General features: G+C 42.2%; 19 protein-coding genes. 6 read left to right on the forward strand and 13 right to left on the reverse strand.

The features are described from left to right. Positions 1-270 precede the first annotated feature (270 nt). Entirely contained in the window at positions 271-1,140 is an 870-nt protein-coding gene (locus M2273_RS24580) for a DUF6340 family protein (RefSeq protein ID WP_429400423.1), read from the forward strand. Here M2273_RS24580 and M2273_RS24585 read toward each other — a convergent pair. Beyond that, the gene (locus tag M2273_RS24585; protein WP_429400424.1) at positions 1,115-1,543 is read right to left on the reverse strand and encodes a GNAT family N-acetyltransferase; all 429 of its coding nucleotides are present in this window, start codon (positions 1,541-1,543) and stop codon (positions 1,115-1,117) included. The two genes, M2273_RS24580 and M2273_RS24585, sit on opposite strands and share 26 nt — an antisense overlap. Before the next feature lie 795 nt (positions 1,544-2,338). Between M2273_RS24585 and pruA the strand changes: the two genes are divergently transcribed. After that, the gene (gene pruA, locus M2273_RS24590; protein ID WP_429400425.1) at positions 2,339-3,976 is read left to right on the forward strand and encodes an L-glutamate gamma-semialdehyde dehydrogenase; all 1,638 of its coding nucleotides are present in this window, start codon (positions 2,339-2,341) and stop codon (positions 3,974-3,976) included. Between the two features lie 128 nt (positions 3,977-4,104). Here pruA and can read toward each other — a convergent pair whose 3' ends face one another. The 5 genes from can to M2273_RS24615 form a co-directional block, all read right to left on the reverse strand. Next, positions 4,105-4,767 (reverse strand): carbonate dehydratase, encoded by a 663-nt coding sequence (can, locus tag M2273_RS24595; RefSeq protein ID WP_429400426.1) that lies wholly within the window; start codon positions 4,765-4,767, stop codon positions 4,105-4,107. Positions 4,768-4,793: 26 nt separating this feature from the next. After that, positions 4,794-5,540, reverse strand: a complete 747-nt coding sequence (locus tag M2273_RS24600) for a YoaK family protein (RefSeq protein WP_429400427.1) — start codon at positions 5,538-5,540, stop codon at positions 4,794-4,796. Positions 5,541-5,830: 290 nt separating this feature from the next. Beyond that, a complete protein-coding gene (locus M2273_RS24605; protein WP_429400428.1) occupies positions 5,831-6,553 on the reverse strand; it encodes a carbonic anhydrase in 723 nt (240 codons plus the stop codon). Between the two features lie 8 nt (positions 6,554-6,561). Beyond that, positions 6,562-8,166 (reverse strand): SulP family inorganic anion transporter, encoded by a 1,605-nt coding sequence (locus M2273_RS24610; protein ID WP_429400429.1) that lies wholly within the window; start codon positions 8,164-8,166, stop codon positions 6,562-6,564. A gap of 78 nt (positions 8,167-8,244) precedes the next feature. Continuing rightward, on the reverse strand, positions 8,245-8,577 hold the full coding sequence (locus M2273_RS24615; protein ID WP_429400430.1) for a hypothetical protein: 333 nt from the start codon (positions 8,575-8,577) through the stop codon (positions 8,245-8,247). A 106-nt stretch (positions 8,578-8,683) separates the two neighbouring features. Between M2273_RS24615 and M2273_RS24620 the strand changes: the two genes are divergently transcribed. From M2273_RS24620 to M2273_RS24635, 4 genes are all read left to right on the forward strand, one after another. Continuing rightward, positions 8,684-10,225: an acyl-CoA carboxylase subunit beta gene (locus M2273_RS24620; RefSeq protein ID WP_429400431.1), complete on the forward strand. Its 1,542-nt coding sequence runs from the start codon at positions 8,684-8,686 to the stop codon at positions 10,223-10,225. Positions 10,226-10,298: 73 nt separating this feature from the next. Further along, complete coding sequence (locus M2273_RS24625) at positions 10,299-10,646, forward strand: MmcQ/YjbR family DNA-binding protein (RefSeq protein WP_429400432.1); 348 nt, start codon at positions 10,299-10,301, stop codon at positions 10,644-10,646. 124 nt (positions 10,647-10,770) lie between these two features. Next, positions 10,771-11,181 carry a VOC family protein gene (locus tag M2273_RS24630; protein ID WP_429400433.1) on the forward strand — a complete coding sequence of 137 codons (411 nt, stop codon included), beginning with the start codon at positions 10,771-10,773 and terminating at the stop codon, positions 11,179-11,181. A 201-nt stretch (positions 11,182-11,382) separates the two neighbouring features. Beyond that, positions 11,383-12,528 (forward strand): redoxin domain-containing protein, encoded by a 1,146-nt coding sequence (locus M2273_RS24635; protein ID WP_429400434.1) that lies wholly within the window; start codon positions 11,383-11,385, stop codon positions 12,526-12,528. Between the two features lie 542 nt (positions 12,529-13,070). Here M2273_RS24635 and rpsJ read toward each other — a convergent pair. The 7 genes from rpsJ to M2273_RS24670 all read right to left on the reverse strand — a co-directional run bounded on the left by rpsJ (position 13,071) and on the right by M2273_RS24670 (position 18,477). Further along, positions 13,071-13,376 (reverse strand): 30S ribosomal protein S10, encoded by a 306-nt coding sequence (gene rpsJ, locus M2273_RS24640; protein ID WP_022830652.1) that lies wholly within the window; start codon positions 13,374-13,376, stop codon positions 13,071-13,073. Positions 13,377-13,526: 150 nt separating this feature from the next. Next, entirely contained in the window at positions 13,527-15,638 is a 2,112-nt protein-coding gene (gene fusA / locus M2273_RS24645; RefSeq protein ID WP_429400435.1) for an elongation factor G, read from the reverse strand. Between the two features lie 102 nt (positions 15,639-15,740). Continuing rightward, entirely contained in the window at positions 15,741-16,208 is a 468-nt protein-coding gene (rpsG, locus tag M2273_RS24650) for a 30S ribosomal protein S7 (protein WP_429400436.1), read from the reverse strand. Between the two features lie 20 nt (positions 16,209-16,228). Beyond that, the gene (gene rpsL, locus M2273_RS24655) at positions 16,229-16,642 is read right to left on the reverse strand and encodes a 30S ribosomal protein S12 (RefSeq protein WP_079641421.1); all 414 of its coding nucleotides are present in this window, start codon (positions 16,640-16,642) and stop codon (positions 16,229-16,231) included. Positions 16,643-16,817: 175 nt separating this feature from the next. After that, positions 16,818-17,549 (reverse strand): hypothetical protein, encoded by a 732-nt coding sequence (locus tag M2273_RS24660; RefSeq protein WP_429400437.1) that lies wholly within the window; start codon positions 17,547-17,549, stop codon positions 16,818-16,820. 128 nt (positions 17,550-17,677) lie between these two features. Continuing rightward, a complete protein-coding gene (locus M2273_RS24665) occupies positions 17,678-17,854 on the reverse strand; it encodes a hypothetical protein (protein ID WP_429400438.1) in 177 nt (58 codons plus the stop codon). A 413-nt stretch (positions 17,855-18,267) separates the two neighbouring features. Next, positions 18,268-18,477 carry a cysteine-rich CWC family protein gene (locus M2273_RS24670; protein ID WP_429400439.1) on the reverse strand — a complete coding sequence of 70 codons (210 nt, stop codon included), beginning with the start codon at positions 18,475-18,477 and terminating at the stop codon, positions 18,268-18,270. Positions 18,478-18,514 lie beyond the last annotated feature (37 nt).

Here is an 18,514-nt window from a genome sequence, read left to right on the forward strand (position 1 = left end):
AGTAAACTAATATTGTGCAATAAGCAAATATAATAAAGCTGATGGTAAACCCCTAATATTATCTGCCAAAATGGAAACAAAAACATGTTTTTATTATTAAATTAATACTAAGGTTATAACATTAGCGTTTTTTTTTCAAATATGTAAAATTTACCCCCCTTGGTTAATTAGTTGTGATTAACTGTAAGTTTTACATTAATGATATTATTGTTCATTTCAAATTCATTGTAGTTTCTTAATTTTACATGTTCTATAATTTACTCCACTGCCGTGAAACTATTTAAGCTTATTTGTATATTATTTATTGCCGGTTTAACCTCATGTAACGTTATTCAATACGCAACTGTACCGGTTGACTATGCCCCGAAACAAATCTTTAATCCGGATACTACCCACATACTGCTTGTAAACAAAGTTGCCTTCGATTCAACCAAGATCAGCAAGAGGAAAATCATGGCGCTTAAAGCAGCTGCCTATGCTGCTGTTGCCGGAGCCGAAAAAGAATTGAAGTTGCTACCGGGGGTAAAAGTTACCAGCCTGATTGATTCGTTGCACTTTACTCCAAATGCCGATTCTGTTAAATTCCTGGCAAAGACCTATAAGGCCAATTATGTTTTAACGTTCGATGATTTTAATGCAGGCATTGTGCTTGATAATGTGCAATATGATGGTAATGCCCAAATAGCCTATTACAATACCAAGGCAAAGGTTGATTTTACCCTGTATGAAAATAATGGCATTTACTTTAAAAAGTTAAAAGGAGTGGCCGAAGAACCCCAGGACAACGGAAACAGAGGATTTTCTGTCAATGGCGCCGCCCGCGAGGCTGCCCTGGATGCGCTGAAGGATTATTTACCGTACACCATAACCAATTACAGACCGCTATATAATGGAACAGACGCGTTAGAGTCATCTGTACAGCAAATATTGAAAGGTAAGTTTGATATCGCCTATAAAATATTGAACCCCTTGATTGATGGCAAGGATCTTAAACTGGCCAGCCAGGCAGCCTATAACCTGGCTGTGGTTTATGAGTCGCAGGGCGATATTGATGAGGCCCTTGACCTGGCCAAATTATCAAACCAAAAGCAGCAGAATAATTACGCCACCGTACTTATTGCCGAGCTGATAAAGGAGTGATGTCCTTTTCAAGGATCTCATAATCGAACCCGTGACGGGTAAAGAACTGCCCCGTGTGTTCAAACCCTAATTTAATGTAAAACCCAATAGCCGACAGCCGCGCATTGCACCACAGTCTTTTCGCGCCATTGGTTTGCGCAAAATCAGTAATATGATCTAATATTTGTTTGCCTATGCCTTTACCCTGCAAGTTGTCATCCACCGCGAACTTGCGGAATTGGTAATCATCGCCTTTGGCAAATAAGGAAACTACAGCAACAATAGCATCATCCTTAAAAGCGGCAAAATGCAAGCCGTTGTTATCTTCTTCCATTTCCATTTCGTACAGCTTTTGCTCGGGGTATAAAATTCTTTGCCTCAGGCGCCAGGTAAGTTCAGGCCGTATTTGTTCTATGTGGATCATTTTTGAGTTTGTGCATATAAACTATGTCATTGCGAGCGATAGCGTGGCAATCTCCTCATGCTCAATATTGAAATGGTTCAATACTGCTCATTGCCGCAGGGGCTATTACTTTTGTCGCAACAAAAGTAACAAAAATGCTTTTTTCTTTTTAGGCTTCTTTGCCGCACAAAGCCTTCACCCTGCAAATCAGCCAGAACCACGGGCTGCAAAAAGTTGCCCCACTTCGTTCACACAAACCTACGCTTCAGCAAATATTTGCTATGCCCCCTTACCACGCACAAGGCCACCATTGTTCTGCCTGATTTCGGCCGAAGCGAGCTGCACTTGTCTGAACCAGAATTTTCTGAATTTTTCACGAGTTAATTTTTACCGGTGTTCAAGAGGGCTGCGCCGTTTAAGAATTGAAAGAATAATGAAAACTTTCCCTCCGGAAATGATTAGTAGAATATTCTTTCCCTCAGCAGATAAGCTTCGGGTGAAAGCAGCCAGAACATGGTGGCTTTGTGCGGCTGTAGGGGCATTAGCAATTTTGCCGAAGCGATGGCTATGAGCGTACGAAGTAGGGCAAAATTAAGCAGCCCGTGGTTCTGGCTGATTTGCAGGGTGAAGGCTTTGCGCGCAAAGAAGCATTTCTGCTGACTTGATTTTTGGTTACTTTGTATCAAGACAAAGTAACAGCCTTAGCGGCAATTGAGCGCTCTGCAAAATGCAATTCAAACTATCCATATTTTGACACCCAGTCAATTCCCCATCCCTGCAAAATTCCTATCTTTGCGGCAACATAAATCACCATCTATGCTTAAAGGATTTTTTAATGTTCCGCCACCGCAAAACGAGCCGGTTTTAAACTACGGTCCGCGCAGTTTGGAACGTGTAGCGCTTAAGGCTGCTTTAGACGAAGCCCGCGCTCAACAACTGGATATACCTATGTACATCGGCGACAAAGAAGTACGTACCGGCAATAAGCTGGAGATCCGTCCGCCACATGATCATAAACATTTACTGGCCACTTTTTCTGAAGGTGATGCCAGTCATGTTACCGCTGCCATTGATGCAGCTTTAGCAGCCAAAGCCAACTGGGAAAATTTACCCTGGGAGCAGCGTGCCGCCATATTTTTAAAAGCAGCCGATTTGCTTGCAGGCCCGTACCGTGCCAAAGTGAACGCGGCTACTATGCTTGGTCAATCAAAAAACGCGTACCAGGCCGAGATCGATTCGGCTTGTGAGCTGATTGACTTTTTGCGCTTCAACGTGCAATATATGACCGAAATTTACCAGCAACAGCCCCCAATATCGGGCAAAGGTGTTTGGAACCGTGTGGAACAACGCCCGCTGGAAGGATTTATATTCGCCTTAACGCCATTTAACTTTACCGCTATTGCAGGTAACCTGCCAACATCTGCCGCTATGATGGGCAATGTAGTTGTTTGGAAACCTGCCTATACGCAAATATTTGCCGCCAATGTGCTGATGCAGGTATTTAAAGAAGCAGGCGTACCTGCTGGCGTTATTAACCTGATATATGTTGATGGCCCGGTTGCCGGAGAGGTAATATTTAATCACCCTGATTTTGCAGGTATCCATTTTACAGGATCAACCAAAGTGTTCCAGAACATTTGGCAAACTATTGGTACCAACATCCATAAATTTAAAACCTATCCTCGCATTGTTGGCGAAACAGGCGGTAAGGATTTTGTACTGGCCCATCCAAGCGCTAATGCCGATGTGGTAAGTACTGCTCTTGTTCGCGGCGCTTTTGAATACCAGGGACAAAAATGTTCGGCTGCTTCAAGGGCTTATGTACCGGCATCGTTATGGCCTGCGGTAAAGGCCAACATGCAGCGTGATATCACGTCGTTTAAAATTGGTCCGGTTGAAGATTTTGAGAATTTTATCAATGCCGTGATCAGCGAAGTGTCGTTTGATAAACTGGCTAAATATATTGATGCTGCCAAAGCCGACGAAGGCGTTGAAGTTGTTGCCGGTGGCAACTATGATAAAACAAAAGGCTGGTTTGTAGAGCCTACCGTATTAAAAGTTGATGATCCGTACTACGTAACCATGTGCGAGGAGCTTTTTGGCCCCGTATTAACCATTTACGTGTATGAGGACGCTCAATTTGATGAGGTGCTTAACATTGTAGATAAAACGTCTATCTACGCGCTTACAGGCTCTATTATATCGCAGGACAGGTATGCTATTGCTGAGGCTACCTATCGCTTACGCAACGCGGCCGGAAACTTTTATATTAATGATAAGCCAACAGGTGCAGTAGTAGGTCAGCAGCCATTTGGCGGCGCCCGGGGATCGGGAACTAATGATAAGGCTGGTTCTATGATCAACCTGTTACGCTGGGTATCGCCCCGCACCATTAAAGAAACCTTTGATCCGCCGAAGGATTACAGGTACCCTTTTTTGGCAAAGGAAATTTAAGGCCCCCCGGCCCCCTAAAGGGGGAGGGTAAAAATCTTTCGATAAAAAAAAGCGATGAATATTATTTATTCATCGCTTTTTATTTAAAGTCTCCCCTTTCAGGGGGAGATTTAGAGGGGGCTGGGCTTCTACTTAAACCTAAACACGTTATCCATGTTTTCGTTGTTATAGGTACTTACGTTCATATCGCCTATAATGCCGGTACTGAGACTGTAAACCCAGCCGTGTACACCTAATTCCTGTCCGTTTGCCCAGGCATTTTGCACGATAGATGTTTTGCAAAGATTGTAAACGTTTTCAACCACGTTTAACTCAACCAGGCGGTCGGTACGTTTTTGAGTATCCTCCATGGCATCCAGTTCATCGGCGTGCAGGCGGTATACATCCTTTATATGGCGCAGCCAGTTATCTATCAGGCCATATTGTTGGTTGCTCATAGCTGCTATAACGCCACCACAACCATAATGTCCCGTTACAATTACATGTTTTACCTTTAACACGTTTACGGCATAATCCAGTACCGACAGCATGTTCATGTCAGAGTGGATAACCATGTTGGCAATATTGCGGTGAACAAATATTTCGCCCGGTGCCGTATTGGTGATCTGGTTGGCAGGCACCCGGCTATCGGCGCAGCCAATCCATAATACAGGTGGTTTTTGGCCGTTGGCCAGCTTTTCAAAATAATGAGGGTCTAATTTTAGGGTATCCTCAATAAATTGCTTGTTACCTTCCAGCAAACTTTCATAAGTTATATGGCTGGTATCGTGAATGTCTTTTTTAGCGCACATAGGTATATTTAATATTGTTAGATGTTTTAAACCGATCCGCTTTTGCCCGCCCAAAATATCCGGGATATTTTATGCAATGCAACAGGCGAAAGATCATAATATAAAATGGTAAGCAAAATTAATGGTATAAAATAAAAAATGGCAAAATCATAAAGGTTAAAAAAATAACCGCCCATAATTCCGCCTAAAAAGTAAAAGGAAAGCACCGTAAGGCGCACATATATCTTATTCCTGATAGTATCTGTTTTTGCTACATTGGGGTGCAGCCATTCAGATACATCACCGCCAAGATCAGTAAACAAACCGGTTAAATGGGTTGATTTGATCAATCCGCCCGAAATGGTTGATACCAGGCTGTTCTGTAATCCCATCGAAAAAATGATCACCCCAATAACTATTTCACGTTCCGTTTGGGTTTCCTTGTAAAAGTTATGCCCGTAAATGGCAACAAACAGCAGCAGCAATATTTCAATAATAATAGGGATAGAGTGCGCCCGGTAACGGCTTTTATGCTCCAGCGATTTAATAATAAAGTTTGATATAAAAGCGCCGGCAAAAAACATCAGCAGCCAAATAACAAATACTACTATCTCGCCAAAGTTTTGCTCCACTATATGTTTAGCCAGGGTAGCCACATGGCCGGTAATGTTGGATGTGAAAGCCAAAAAGGCAATCATGCCCGCCACGTTGGTTACGCCCGATACAAATGCGGTTGATGATGCCAGCAATAAGTTTTCTTTTAGGGTACGTGCTTCTTTTGATTGTCTCAGCATAAAATATCCTTGCTTATTTGCAGCAGGATAAAAATAGAATAAAAATTATAGTATTATGTATGAAGTTTATAATTTGATTGAATGACAAAATAAAGTCATCCCGAATTTATTTCGGGATCTCACACGCAAGGTATACAGTATGCCGGTTTAACCGTCCTGTGAGATGCTGAAACAAGTTCAGCATGACTGGTTTTATTACAACAAAAAACCCCGGCCATTTTCACGAACCGGGGCAAACCAAACATAAACCTCTCTATACCCAGGTATGGAGAGGTTGTGGGAATTTTACATTAATGCGAGGCTACTGCTGCAATACTGTCCAGCGCATATACATAACCTAAATTATGCGGACTGCTGCTGCTTACTTTCAAATCCTTGATCAGGCCGGTGCCTAAGTCAATCACCCAGCCATGAACTTCCAGGTCATGACGCTCCATCCAGGCATTCTGAACTATGGAAGTTTTGCACAGGTTATATACCTGCTCGCTCACATTAAGCTCAACCAGGCGGTTCTGTTTCTGTGTTTCGTCGGTAATACGGTCAAGTTCGTGACTGTGCAGGCGGTAAACATCTTTAATATGCCTCAACCAGTTATCTATCAGTCCGAATTGTTTATTGCTCAGGGCCGCTGCAACGCCGCCACAGCCGTAGTGTCCTGCCACAATAACATGCTTTACTTTAAGCACATTAACGGCATAGTCAAGCACGCTCAGCATGTTCATGTCAGAGTGTACAACTACGTTGGCAATATTGCGGTGTACAAACACTTCACCGGGTTTTGTGCCGGTTACTTCGTTTGCGGGTACACGACTGTCTGAGCAGCCTATCCATAATATTTGTGGGCATTGGCCTTTTGCCAGGGTTTTAAAATATTCTGAGTCTTCTTTTAATTTGAGTTCAACCCATTGGCTATTACCACGTAACAACGCGTTGTAGCTATCGGTTTGGGCCAGTTTTAAATTACTGGTGTCAATGGCGGGTTTGCCATTCTTTTTTTCTTCTATAAGAGCCATGTTTTCTTTTAGTTAGGGTTATACATTAATTCTTTTAAAGGAGGTACATCGTACTGTTCCTTTATTTCATGTAATTGCACAATGATGCCTTTGGTGTAGGCGTTGTGCTTGTAATTGTGGATGATCTCCAGTACATCCGGGTCAATATACCGCGAATTGGAGCCATCAATGATCACGTCCGAGCCTTTGGGCAAACTGGTAAGCGTGATTTGTATAGCGGCTTTATTTAAAAATGAAACCTCTTCGGCAAGCCTTATCCTGATCACATTTTTATCGCCGTTTTTAACTATCTGGTAAAAATAAGGGTTCCGCAAATTGGTACGTAGTATGTAAAATACACCTACAAGCATACCTATACCCACACCTATCAGCAGATCGGTTAATACCACAGCCACAATAGTTACCACAAACGGAATAAACTGGCTGAGACCCATATGCCACATGTGTTTAAACAGGCTTATACGGGTTAGTTTATACCCTGTCATGAGCAGTATAGCTGCCAGGCATGATAGTGGGATAAGGTTAATCAGTACCGGGATAAACAGCAATGATATGAGTAATAGCATGCCATGTATTACGGTGCTCATTTTGGTACGTCCGCCGGCGTTAACATTGGCCGATGAACGTACAATTACAGCTGTCATGGGCAAGCCGCCTAATAAACCGCTGGTAATGTTGCCAATTCCCTGGGCTACCAGTTCGCGGTTGGTGGGTGATATACGCTTTATCGGGTCAATCTTATCAACAGCTTCCAAACTAAGCAAGGTTTCTAAACTGGCTACTATTGCTATGGTGAACGCGGTTATCCAAACCTGTTTATTACCAATAGCACTAAAATCGGCCGATTTAAACAGGGCAAAAAACTCGCTGCTGCTGTTTACGATGGGTATGCGCACAAATTGTTTATCAAGCAATTCAAAACTGGTACCGGCAAATACCGCGCTTAAACCTATGCCTGCCAAAACAACCAATAACGGCGCGGGCACTACGGCCAGTTTTTTAAACTTCGGCCAGTAGATCATCAGCAATAAAGAAACTGCGGCTATAATAACAGCGCCGTAATTGATCTTGGAAAATGCCTGCATTATACCTGAAAAAGTATTGTGCTCATCTGATTGGCTAAAGCGTTCGTCGCCTTCAAAATTGGCATCATAACCAACGGCATGAGGAAATTGCTTCATGATGAGGATGATACCGATAGCGGCAAGCATACCTTCAATAACCGATGAGGGGAAATAGTTGGCTATAGTACCTGCTTTTAATATACCCAGCAACATTTGGAAAATACCGGCCAGTACAAGCGCAAGCAAAAATGTTTCGTATGTCCCAAGGCTTGTTATGGCGTTTAACACAATAACGGTTAAACCGGCTGCCGGCCCGGCTACACTAAGCTGCGAACCGCTTAATGCACCAACCACAATACCTCCAATAATACCTGTTAACACACCGGCAAACAACGGCGCGCCTGATGCCAGTGCAATGCCTAAACATAATGGCAATGCTACCAGGAATACAACAATACTTGATGGAAGGTCTCTTTTTAAGTTTTTGGGTAAAAAATATTTTTTTAGGTTGAGATTGCCCACGGCAAAGCCACCTTGCTTAATTTGCATAAGATCGATAATTTGAATGAAAATTTAAATGAATTGTAAAGCGTTACGATCCGGATAGGGAAGTATCCGGTTAATCATTTAAACGTTGGGCGGGGGCGTGGGCACTACCGGGTGATATGCCTGTTTGTATAAACAATGTTCCCGGTTATGGAGTACATTGGTTTCTACAACAAATGTAATAAAGGCTATACTGTGCAGATCATAAGCATCAAAACCTTTTTTTTCCTTAAAAGTATCCTTATCAGGTGTGTCTTTTTCGGTTTTGCTTTCCTGCTCAAGCTGCAGAATAACCGCGCTTACGGTTTTATTGTCAAGATATAAAAATACAGGCGCAAGTGATATGGCCATCTTTAATACAAAGACACCCATGAACATTGCCACTATCAGTATTTTGAAATTCCTGATCTTCATTATTACAAATATATAAAAAAGCGTTCCAAAAATGTATCACAATGCAGTTTTAAAGTAATCTTACAATTTAATTACTATTTTTAACCTATTACAAACAACCTGAATTGTGAATAAAAAGCTCGGATTATTAAGAGAAAAACGCCAGAAGGCGTTTGAAGGTGGCGGCACGTTACGTATTGAAAGTCAGCATAAAAAAGGGAAACTTACCGCGCGGGAGCGCTTACATTTTTTGATGGATGATGGGTCGTTCCAGGAGATAGGGATGCTGGTTGCCCACCGCTCAACCGATTTTGGGATGGAGAAGGAAAAGTACCCCGGCGATGGTGTAATAACCGGTTACGGTACTATAAACGGGCGTTTGGTTTACGTTTTTTCGCAGGATTTTACCGTTTTTGGCGGATCGCTGTCAGAAACCCATGCCGAAAAGATCTGCAAGATCATGGATCTGGCCATCAAAAACGGCGCACCGGTAGTAGGCCTCAATGATTCGGGCGGGGCGCGCATTCAGGAAGGTGTGGTATCCTTAGGTGGCTACGCCGATATTTTTTATCGCAATACCATGGCATCGGGTGTGGTGCCGCAAATATCAGCCATTATGGGCCCCTGTGCTGGTGGCGCGGTGTATTCGCCTGCCATAACCGATTTTATTTTGATGGTGGAGAATACTTCCTACATGTTTGTTACCGGGCCCAATGTGGTAAAAACGGTTACCCACGAGGTAGTAACTTCCGAAGAACTGGGCGGTGCAACCACACATGCCACTAAATCGGGCGTTACACATTTTGCCTGTGCCAATGAAATTACAGCCATCCAAAACATAAAAGCGCTGCTGAGCTATATGCCCCAGAACTGTGAAGACAGGGCGCCGGCTTTACCCTACGAGATACAAAATGAATTTAGACCAGAGCTTAATACGCTGCTGCCCGAAATAGCCTCAACACCTTATGACATCCGCGAGATCATTGACCATGTAATTGATACCGGATCATTCCTGGAGGTACATAAGGATTTTGCTGAAAATATTGTGGTAGGCTTTGCAAGGCTTGCCGGCCGGAGCATTGGTATTGTTGCCAACCAACCCTCATTTTTGGCGGGCGTGCTTGATATTCATTCATCAATTAAGGCAGCGCGCTTTGTGCGCTTTTGCGATAGCTTTAATATACCGCTGCTGGTATTTGAGGATGTGCCCGGATTTTTGCCCGGTACCGACCAGGAATGGAACGCCATTATAACCAATGGAGCCAAACTACTGTATGCTTTTTGCGAAGCAACGGTGCCCCGCATTACCGTGATCACCCGCAAGGCTTATGGGGGCGCTTATGACGTGATGAACTCCAAACACATAGGCGCTGATATGAATTTTGCCTGGCCATCGGCAGAAATAGCCGTAATGGGCGCTAAAGGTGCGGCCGAAATTATTTTTAAGCGTGAGATAAGCACAGCCGAGGATAAAGAAGCCAAGTGGAGGGAAATGGAACAGCTGTATTCAGACACTTTTGCCAATCCTTACCGTGCCGCGGAGCGTGGTTTTATTGATGAAGTGATAGAACCTGCCGAAACGCGTATAAAACTGATACAGGCTTTCAAAATGCTGGAGAATAAGGTTGTGAACAACCCCAGGAAAAAACACGGAAACATGCCTTTGTAGGGAGAGAAAGGATAAGGGAATAAAAGACTATAAGATAAAAGACATATAGACAAAGGATAAGATTAATTGGAATATGACTATTGAAATCTTACAAACCATTTGCATGCAGCTACCCGGCGTAACTGAGGATCTTAAGCTTGGCGATCATTTGTGTTTTAATGTGGGTGGCAAAACATTTTTGTTTACCGGCCCCGATAGCGTACCGGCAACGGCATCAGTAAAGGTTCCGGATGAGGATTTTGAAGAAACCTTGCAAAAGGAATGTTTTTCGCCCCAGGCTTATATAGGGCGTTATAAATGGGTGCATATTGCTGATATCGGCTGTTTAACCCATCACGAATGGGAGTTTTATATCAAACAATCATACCGCCTGATTGCAGAGAAGCTGCCGGGGAAAATAAAAAAGGAAATAGGGTTATAGATGTTATGCGGCAAGCTGTCTTGATTTACCCTTAATTTGTCGTTTTTACACCTCATCGCTTTTTGTTAATGCTGGTATGTTTGTGTCAGACATTTAAATAATAAACATCTAATATTAAAACATCATGGCAACTCAAATTTTTGTAAACCTACCTGTTAAAGACCTTAACAAATCCATCGAATTTTTTACCAGTCTTGGTTATAGTTTCAATCCCCAGTTCACCAACGAGCAGGGTGCATCATTGGTTATTAGCGATAACATATTTTTTATGCTGCTGACCGAACCTTTCTTTAAATCATTCATTAAAAAAGAGATCGCTGATGCTACCAAAGTAGCCGAAACCATCAATTGTATTTCGGCGGATAGCCGGGAAGAAGTTGATGAGATAGTGCGTAAGGCTGTGGCAGCAGGTGCCACTGTACCAAATGATAAACAAGATTACGGCTGGATGTACGGGCACGGTTTCCAGGATCTTGACGGCCACCTGTGGGAATTTGCGTATATGGATATGAGCGCAGTACCTCAGCAGATGTAAGGCCCCCAGCCCCCTAAAGGGGGAGTTTAGAATACCTGTTTTTTGTTATTCTGAGCGGAGTGAAGAATCTGTTAACCAATATGTTTGTGTAAAACTGGTTTATTACTGCTGATATTAAAAAGTAACATTGACTCACGGGGCAATGTTACTTTTTATAGTTTATACTAAAAACGGAAAAAAGTATATTTACTAAAAATTAGCATGAAAAAACTTTTTTTTCTTATCTGTGGCTTTCTGCCAATGGCGTTGATGGCACAGCAAACTTTTAGCATTAACGGTAATGTAAAAGGTTTAAAGAATGGAGATAAAGTCTATCTGTTTTACCAGTTGGATGATCAAACAAAGAGTGACTCTGCCAATGTACAGAATGGTAAGTTTCATTTTACAGGCGCTTTAGCCCTCCCCTCACAGGCGTCCCTGTATCTTAACAAAAATCCTTTAGTGAATAAAGCTGTTCGGGGCGAAAATCTGGACATATTTCGCTTTTATGTAGAGGCCGGTAAACTAAACCTTAGCAGTACAGATTCCCTTAAACACATTGTTGTTAGCGGGTCGCTCATAAATAAAGAATATACGGAATGGAAGGCTTTGCGTAAGCCCGTTGAAGATAGGCTGGATGCTTTAGACAAAGAATTTGCTGCACTAACAGACTCGCAAAAAGGCGATGGCCACACCGTTCAAACGATGATAGGCAAAGAAAAGCAATACATGGAGGATTTAAATATGGTAGGAGCAGAATTTGCAAAAACTCATCCTAATTCATACCTGAGCCTCTTAACTATAAAACAGGCAGCAGCAGGGGCCAAAACAACGGAAGCAGCTGCCCAGGCGTATCAAAATCTGTCGACCCAATTAAAAAATACGGAGATTGGGAAAAGTATCCCCGTTTTGTTAGCCTCATCTTCAAGAACCCAGATTGGCAACCCTGCAATTGACTTTACACAAACTACTCCCGAGGGCAAAGCCGTAAAGTTATCTGATTTTAAAGGTAAATATGTATTGGTTGATTTTTGGGCAAGCTGGTGCAGCCCGTGTCGTGAGGAAAACCCCAATTTAGTTGCTGCTTACAACAAGTATAAAGACAAAGGTTTTACGGTATTAGGTGTATCACTTGATAATCCCGGCAAAAAGGACGCCTGGATGAAGGCTATAGCAGACGACAAGCTTACATGGACACAGGTTTCGGATTTGAAGGGCTGGGATAACGTAGTGGCGCTGCAATATGGGGTTCGTAGCGTCCCTTTCAATTTCCTGATAGACCCTGCCGGAAAAATCGTTGCCAAGGACCTGAGAAGCGAAGGTTTGAACAGTAAACTGGCTGAATTATTTGACGCACCAACAAAGTAAAACTTAGGTTTTTAAGACAAGTAGATTCTACATACAGATGCTTTCGCTATACTAAACTTATCCGACGCGTCATTGCGAGGTACGAAGCAATCTCTATGCTATACAGAGCGAGTAATGCCCATCGCAGAGCGCTCAATTGCCGCTGTGGCTGTTACTTTGTCTTGATACAAAGTAACCAAAAATCAAGTCAGCAGAGAGGCTTCTTTACGCTCGTAGCCTTACCCTGCAAAGCAGTCAGAACCACGGGCTGCAAAAAGTTGCTCCACTTCGTTCGCTCTTTTCCCTCGCTTCGGCAAATATTTGCTATGCCCCTGCAGCCGCACGAGGCCACCATGTTCTGCCTGCTTTCATCCGAAGCTTATCTGCTGACGGGGGAGAAAATTAGTTTGTTAAACTTACGAAGTTTTAAAAACTTCGTAAGTCTTTACCTCCACTCAATGAGGCGTGGAGAGAGGAACCCGATTCAAACAAAAAAAGACCATCCGTTATCGGATGGTCTTTTTTTTATGTTGTCCCACACCTTTCAGTGGGCCGGGCGTCTATCAAACTTTGATTTCCACTTCAACTCCACTTGGCAATTCAAGTTTCATCAGGGCATCTACAGTTTTTGAATTCGAGCTGTAAATGTCTAATAAGCGCTTGTATGAGCATAATTGAAATTGCTCACGTGCCTTTTTGTTTACGTGTGGTGAACGTAATACAGTGAAAATTTTCTTTTCGGTTGGTAACGGAAGTGGTCCGCTAACTACAGCGCCTGTTGGCTTTACTGTTTTTACGATTTTCTCGGCAGATTTATCTACCAGGTTGTAATCGTAAGATTTTAATTTGATCCTGATTCTTTGGCTCATGTTAATTTGTTTTTAAATCACCCTAAGAGCTATTTATTAGGGTAATTGATTATTTATTTATGTGCAGATGTGCATATATGCAAATGTGCAGATTATTACTTGTGATCGCTCATTTGTAATTTGCACATCTGCATATCTTCACATCAATTTTTACGCGTTAGCAGCAGCTTTTTTGCCTTTTACTTTGGCTACTACTTCTTCCTGTACGTTACGTGGTGCTTCAGCATAGTGATCAAACTCCATGGTTGAAGTAGCACGACCTGAAGTGATGGTACGTAACTGGGTTACATAACCAAACATTTCTGAAAGTGGTACAGTTGCTTTAATAACCTGTGCACCTGCACGTGAATCCATACCTAAAAGCTGGCCACGACGACGGTTCATATCACCGATTACATCACCCATGTTTTCTTCAGGGGTAAGGATCTCGATTTTCATGATCGGCTCAAGCAATACCGGTTTACATTTTGGCAATGCTTCACGGTAAGCCATTTTTGCAGCTAACTCGAAAGAAAGCGCATCTGAATCGACCGCGTGGAATGAACCATCAATTAACCTTACTTTTAAGCTGGTTAAAGGGAAGCCTGCTAATACACCATTATCCATTGAAGCTTTAAAGCCTTTCTCAACAGATGGAATAAACTCACGAGGGATTGAACCACCGCTAATTTCATTCACAAACTGTAAGCCTTCCTTACCTTCATCGTTTGGTGAAAGTATAACCTGGATATCGGCAAATTTACCACGACCACCGGTTTGTTTCTTGTAAGTTTCGCGGTGCTGAATGGTGCCTGTGATCGCTTCTTTGTAAGCAACCTGAGGCGCGCCCTGGTTAACTTCTACTTTAAACTCACGTTTCAAACGGTCCATGATGATATCAAGGTGAAGCTCGCCCATACCTGAAATTACAGTTTGGCCGGTTTCTTCATCTGATTTTACGTGGAAAGTTGGATCTTCTTCAGATAATTTACCTAAAGCTATACCTAATTTATCTACGTCGGCCTGTGTTTTAGGCTCAATAGCTAAACCGATAACCGGCTCAGGGAAATTCATTGACTCAAGAATGATCGGGTGTTTCTCATCACAAAGGGTATCACCCGTTTTAATATCTTTAAAGCCTACTACCGCTGCAATATCACCTGCACCTACGTTAGGTATAGGGTTTTGCTTGTTAGCATGCATCTGGAATATACGTGAAATACGCTCTTTATTATCTGAACGCATGTTGTGTACATACGAACCAGCTTCCAAATTACCTGAGTATACACGGATAAAGCACAAACGACCTACGAAAGGATCGGTTGCAATTTTAAACGCTAATGCTGCAAATGGTTCTTTTTCTGATGGCTTACGCAAAATTGCTTCGCCTGTATCAGGGTGGTGGCCTACAATACCCTCAACATCCATTGGCGAAGGCAATAATTCCATCACGTAATCAAGCATGGTTTGTACACCTTTGTTTTTGAAAGATGAACCGCAAACCATAGGAACAATTTTAGCATCTAAAACAGCTTTACGTAAAGCATCAAGTACTTCGCGCTCAGTGATTGTTTCAGGAGCATCAAAAAATTTCTCCATCAGGCTTTCGTCATAATCAGCTACTGATTCCAATAATTTCTCTCTCCACTCGGTAGCTTCCTCGATCATATCCTCAGGGATAGGCACTTCGGTAAAGGTCATACCTTTATCATGCTCATTCCAAACAATACCTTTCCAGTTAATTAAATCAACAACACCTTTAAAATGCTCTTCAGCACCAATAGGTAATTGAAGTGGTACAGCGTTGCTGCCTAACATGCTTTTTACCTGTTTTACAACATTTAAAAAGTCGGCACCTGAACGGTCCATTTTATTAACGAAACCTATACGGGCAACGTTATAATTATTTGCAAGTCTCCAGTTGGTTTCTGATTGTGGCTCAACACCATCAACTGCCGAAAATAGGAACACCAAACCATCTAATACACGCAGGGAGCGGTTTACCTCAACGGTAAAATCCACGTGTCCCGGAGTATCAATAATGTTGATATGGTAGTTATGTCCTCTATATTTCCAGTTTACTGTTGTAGCAGCAGATGTAATGGTGATACCACGTTCCTGCTCCTGCGCCATCCAGTCCATTGTTGCAGCACCTTCGTGCACTTCACCAATTTTGTGGCTCACGCCCGAGTAATAAAGGATACGCTCGGTAGTGGTAGTTTTACCGGCATCAATGTGAGCGGCAATACCTATGTTTCTTGTATATCTTAGATCTCTTGACATTCTTTGTTAGTTTTGATTCCTCTAATTATTTAATAATTGCACCGATGATGCAATCATAGCAAAATCGGTGCAATCTTATATTAAATCGGTGTAATCCTTTTATTAGAATCTAAAGTGTGAGAACGCTTTGTTGGCTTCAGCCATTTTATGCGTATCTTCTTTTTTCTTCACTGCTGCACCTTCACCTTTAGCTGCTGACATGATCTCGCCGGCTAATTTCTCCATCATGGTTTTTTCACCACGACGACGGGCATAGCTGATCAGCCATTTCATACCCAAAGCAATTTTACGCTCCGGACGAACTTCTGTTGGCACCTGGAAGTTAGCACCACCTACACGGCGTGATTTAACTTCAACCGCAGGCATTACATTGTTTAAAGCCTTTTTCCAGGTTTCTAAACCGCTTTCGCTGGTTTTCTTTTCAACAATTTCAACTGCGTTGTAAAATATAGCGTATGCGGTTGATTTTTTACCATCATACATCATGTTATTTACGAACCTTGTTACCAAAGTATCATTGAACTTTGGATCAGGAAGGATAATTCTCTTTTTTGGTTTTGACTTTCTCATTGCTATCTATCCTCCTTTAATTATTTCTTTTTACCTTTTGCTGGCGCTGCTGCTACCTGACCTGGTTTAGGACGTTTAGTTCCGTATTTTGAACGGCGTTGGTTACGGCCTGCTACACCTGATGTATCTAATGCACCACGGATGATGTGATAACGTACACCTGGTAAATCCTTAACACGACCACCGCGGATCAAAACGATAGAGTGCTCCTGTAAGTTGTGACCTTCACCCGGGATATAAGCATTCACTTCTTTTCCGTTGGTTAAGCGCACACGGGCAACTTTACGCATTGCTGAGTTTGGTTTTTTAGGGGTAGTGGTATACACGCGTGTGCATACGCCTCTTCGCTGTGGACAGCTGTCCAACGCTGGCGACTTACTCTTGTCAACCAGAGCTACTCTACCTTTTCTAACTAATTGTTGAATAGTAGGCATTTTTCCTTTTTTGTATTTACAGTTTTATCCTTATTTTAAGGACTGCAAAGGTAGGGACTATTTTTTGATTTTCAAGGGGTTGAACGAAAAAGTTTTTTGTAATTGGTTGGTGGAGAGTGGGCGCGAGTGTGAGAGTCGGATTTTAAAACGGAATTATTTGTTTATCAGATTAGTATTAAGCCATTGGTGGGGGCGGTAACAGTTCAACAGTAATGTTATTGCTGGGGCCGCTGCCATAATACATTTCACCCCGAAAAGGCGTAGAAGGTGTAAAATCAAAGTAGCCATTAAATAAAGCATTATGTAATTTGCATTCATCAAGATTACTATACGGCGTGTGCAAGTTCTCCACGTGAAACATACTGACCCTTACCGGAACGAATTTATAACCATTAAACTGTGCTTCAATTTCGTACTGTAAATAATTAAAATCGATTTCAAACTCTTTGTATGGCGATTCTGTGATTACATTAATGGCACGGTAGGCTCGTCCAAATTCATCGTCCTGCTCTTTTATGGCAGTTTCATCAACACCATATATGGAAAAGAAAGGAGCAATTAAGCTAATCGAAAAAATAAGCTTTTTTGTTCTTTGTAGCGATTCATCCTGGTAGCTTTCCAGAATCAGCTCACCGCTAAAAGACAGATCATGTGGAAGGCTATTGTTGTGTATCTTTCTTTTTGACCCACTGCGTAGCTTTTTAAGGAAGTCAACCCATGGTTTAGTAAATTTTTTATTTTGGGTTGCATTTTCTTCAATAATCGCCATGATTTTTTTTATTCCGGGATGCTCCTTATATTCAGGGGAATCGGGCCTTACTCCGATAGGGTAATACTGTTTGATGGTTTCACCTATTTCTTCATATAGTTTATTATGGCGGTTGTTTAAAGGGAAATAGCGGATCATTGAAGTTAAGGTTGGTTTAGTAAAACAAGATACAATTTAATTGAGCATATATAAGTTAAAACAAAAAAGAGCGATGATATAATCACCGCCCTTTCATCATTTATCAAATCAACTCACTTAATCAAAAATTAATAACCGCGATCATGGTCATGATGGCCACGATCATAGCCATTATCATTATATCCGTTATGGTACCTGTCATGATGGTGCCTGCGGTTTCCGTATCCGTCGCGTACCACGCAACCTGAGGTTACTGATACTATAGCTGCTAATAAAAATGCATATGCAAGAAATCTCTTTTTCATGGTGATAATTTTAATGGTACAGCCAACTAAAGGATGTACGCATATTTGACTTGGTTTAATGGAAAAGGATTAATCGGGACGTTTTATACAAGTTATAATTGTCATGCTGAACTTGTTTCAGTATCTCACATGCTATGCAACATTTTGATTGCCAGTAATTTGTAATCCATAAATAAATTCGGGACGACTTTCACGCCGTTGTTGGTGTTGTCACTAACAACTACATTGAACTTAGCATATAATGTTGGTGACAACACCAACATTGGCATAACACCAACATTGGCATAGTTTTTTATCAGGATTTAATTGTCATGCTGAACTTGTTTCAGCATCTCAAATGCTATGCTGTACAAAATAATAGTTACCTGTCCTGTGGGATCCCGAAATAAATCCGGGGATGACTTGTGGAGTGGCTACCCCAACCCCATACTCACCCTATACTCCTGCTGAATAACCAGCAGGCAGTTAGCGCACAGGCATCCTTCGTAGAGTTCGCTTACGTATTGCACCTCATTGAGGCTGAGCTGCACGGTGCTGCACTGACACTTGGTGAATGAATTGGCTTTACATTCAAAAGGGGCCTCGCAGCGTTCGCAACGGATGATCTCGTGTTTGGTATGCATTGTTGTGAACGAAAGTAGTTAAAGTTGAAATGAATAT

The organism is Mucilaginibacter lappiensis, assembly GCF_050433765.1.
GTDB classification, from domain to species: domain Bacteria; phylum Bacteroidota; class Bacteroidia; order Sphingobacteriales; family Sphingobacteriaceae; genus Mucilaginibacter; species Mucilaginibacter lappiensis_A.

Coding starts and splice junctions, on each gene's coding strand:
- M2273_RS24585 (WP_429400424.1), bottom strand. CDS start 1,543: ATGATCCACATAGAACAAATACGGCCTGAACTTACCTGGCGCCTGAGG.
- rpsJ (WP_022830652.1), bottom strand. CDS start 13,376: ATGAGCCAAAGAATCAGGATCAAATTAAAATCTTACGATTACAACCTG.
- can (WP_429400426.1), bottom strand. CDS start 4,767: ATGTGCGCTAAAAAAGACATTCACGATACCAGCCATATAACTTATGAA.
- M2273_RS24615 (WP_429400430.1), bottom strand. CDS start 8,577: ATGAAGATCAGGAATTTCAAAATACTGATAGTGGCAATGTTCATGGGT.
- rpsL (WP_079641421.1), bottom strand. CDS start 16,642: ATGCCTACTATTCAACAATTAGTTAGAAAAGGTAGAGTAGCTCTGGTT.
- M2273_RS24605 (WP_429400428.1), bottom strand. CDS start 6,553: ATGGCTCTTATAGAAGAAAAAAAGAATGGCAAACCCGCCATTGACACC.
- M2273_RS24635 (WP_429400434.1), top strand. CDS start 11,383: ATGAAAAAACTTTTTTTTCTTATCTGTGGCTTTCTGCCAATGGCGTTG.
- M2273_RS24625 (WP_429400432.1), top strand. CDS start 10,299: ATGACTATTGAAATCTTACAAACCATTTGCATGCAGCTACCCGGCGTA.
- M2273_RS24665 (WP_429400438.1), bottom strand. CDS start 17,854: ATGAAAAAGAGATTTCTTGCATATGCATTTTTATTAGCAGCTATAGTA.
- pruA (WP_429400425.1), top strand. CDS start 2,339: ATGCTTAAAGGATTTTTTAATGTTCCGCCACCGCAAAACGAGCCGGTT.
- M2273_RS24630 (WP_429400433.1), top strand. CDS start 10,771: ATGGCAACTCAAATTTTTGTAAACCTACCTGTTAAAGACCTTAACAAA.
- M2273_RS24660 (WP_429400437.1), bottom strand. CDS start 17,549: ATGATCCGCTATTTCCCTTTAAACAACCGCCATAATAAACTATATGAA.
- M2273_RS24670 (WP_429400439.1), bottom strand. CDS start 18,477: ATGCATACCAAACACGAGATCATCCGTTGCGAACGCTGCGAGGCCCCT.
- rpsG (WP_429400436.1), bottom strand. CDS start 16,208: ATGAGAAAGTCAAAACCAAAAAAGAGAATTATCCTTCCTGATCCAAAG.
- fusA (WP_429400435.1), bottom strand. CDS start 15,638: ATGTCAAGAGATCTAAGATATACAAGAAACATAGGTATTGCCGCTCAC.
- M2273_RS24610 (WP_429400429.1), bottom strand. CDS start 8,166: ATGCAAATTAAGCAAGGTGGCTTTGCCGTGGGCAATCTCAACCTAAAA.
- M2273_RS24600 (WP_429400427.1), bottom strand. CDS start 5,540: ATGCTGAGACAATCAAAAGAAGCACGTACCCTAAAAGAAAACTTATTG.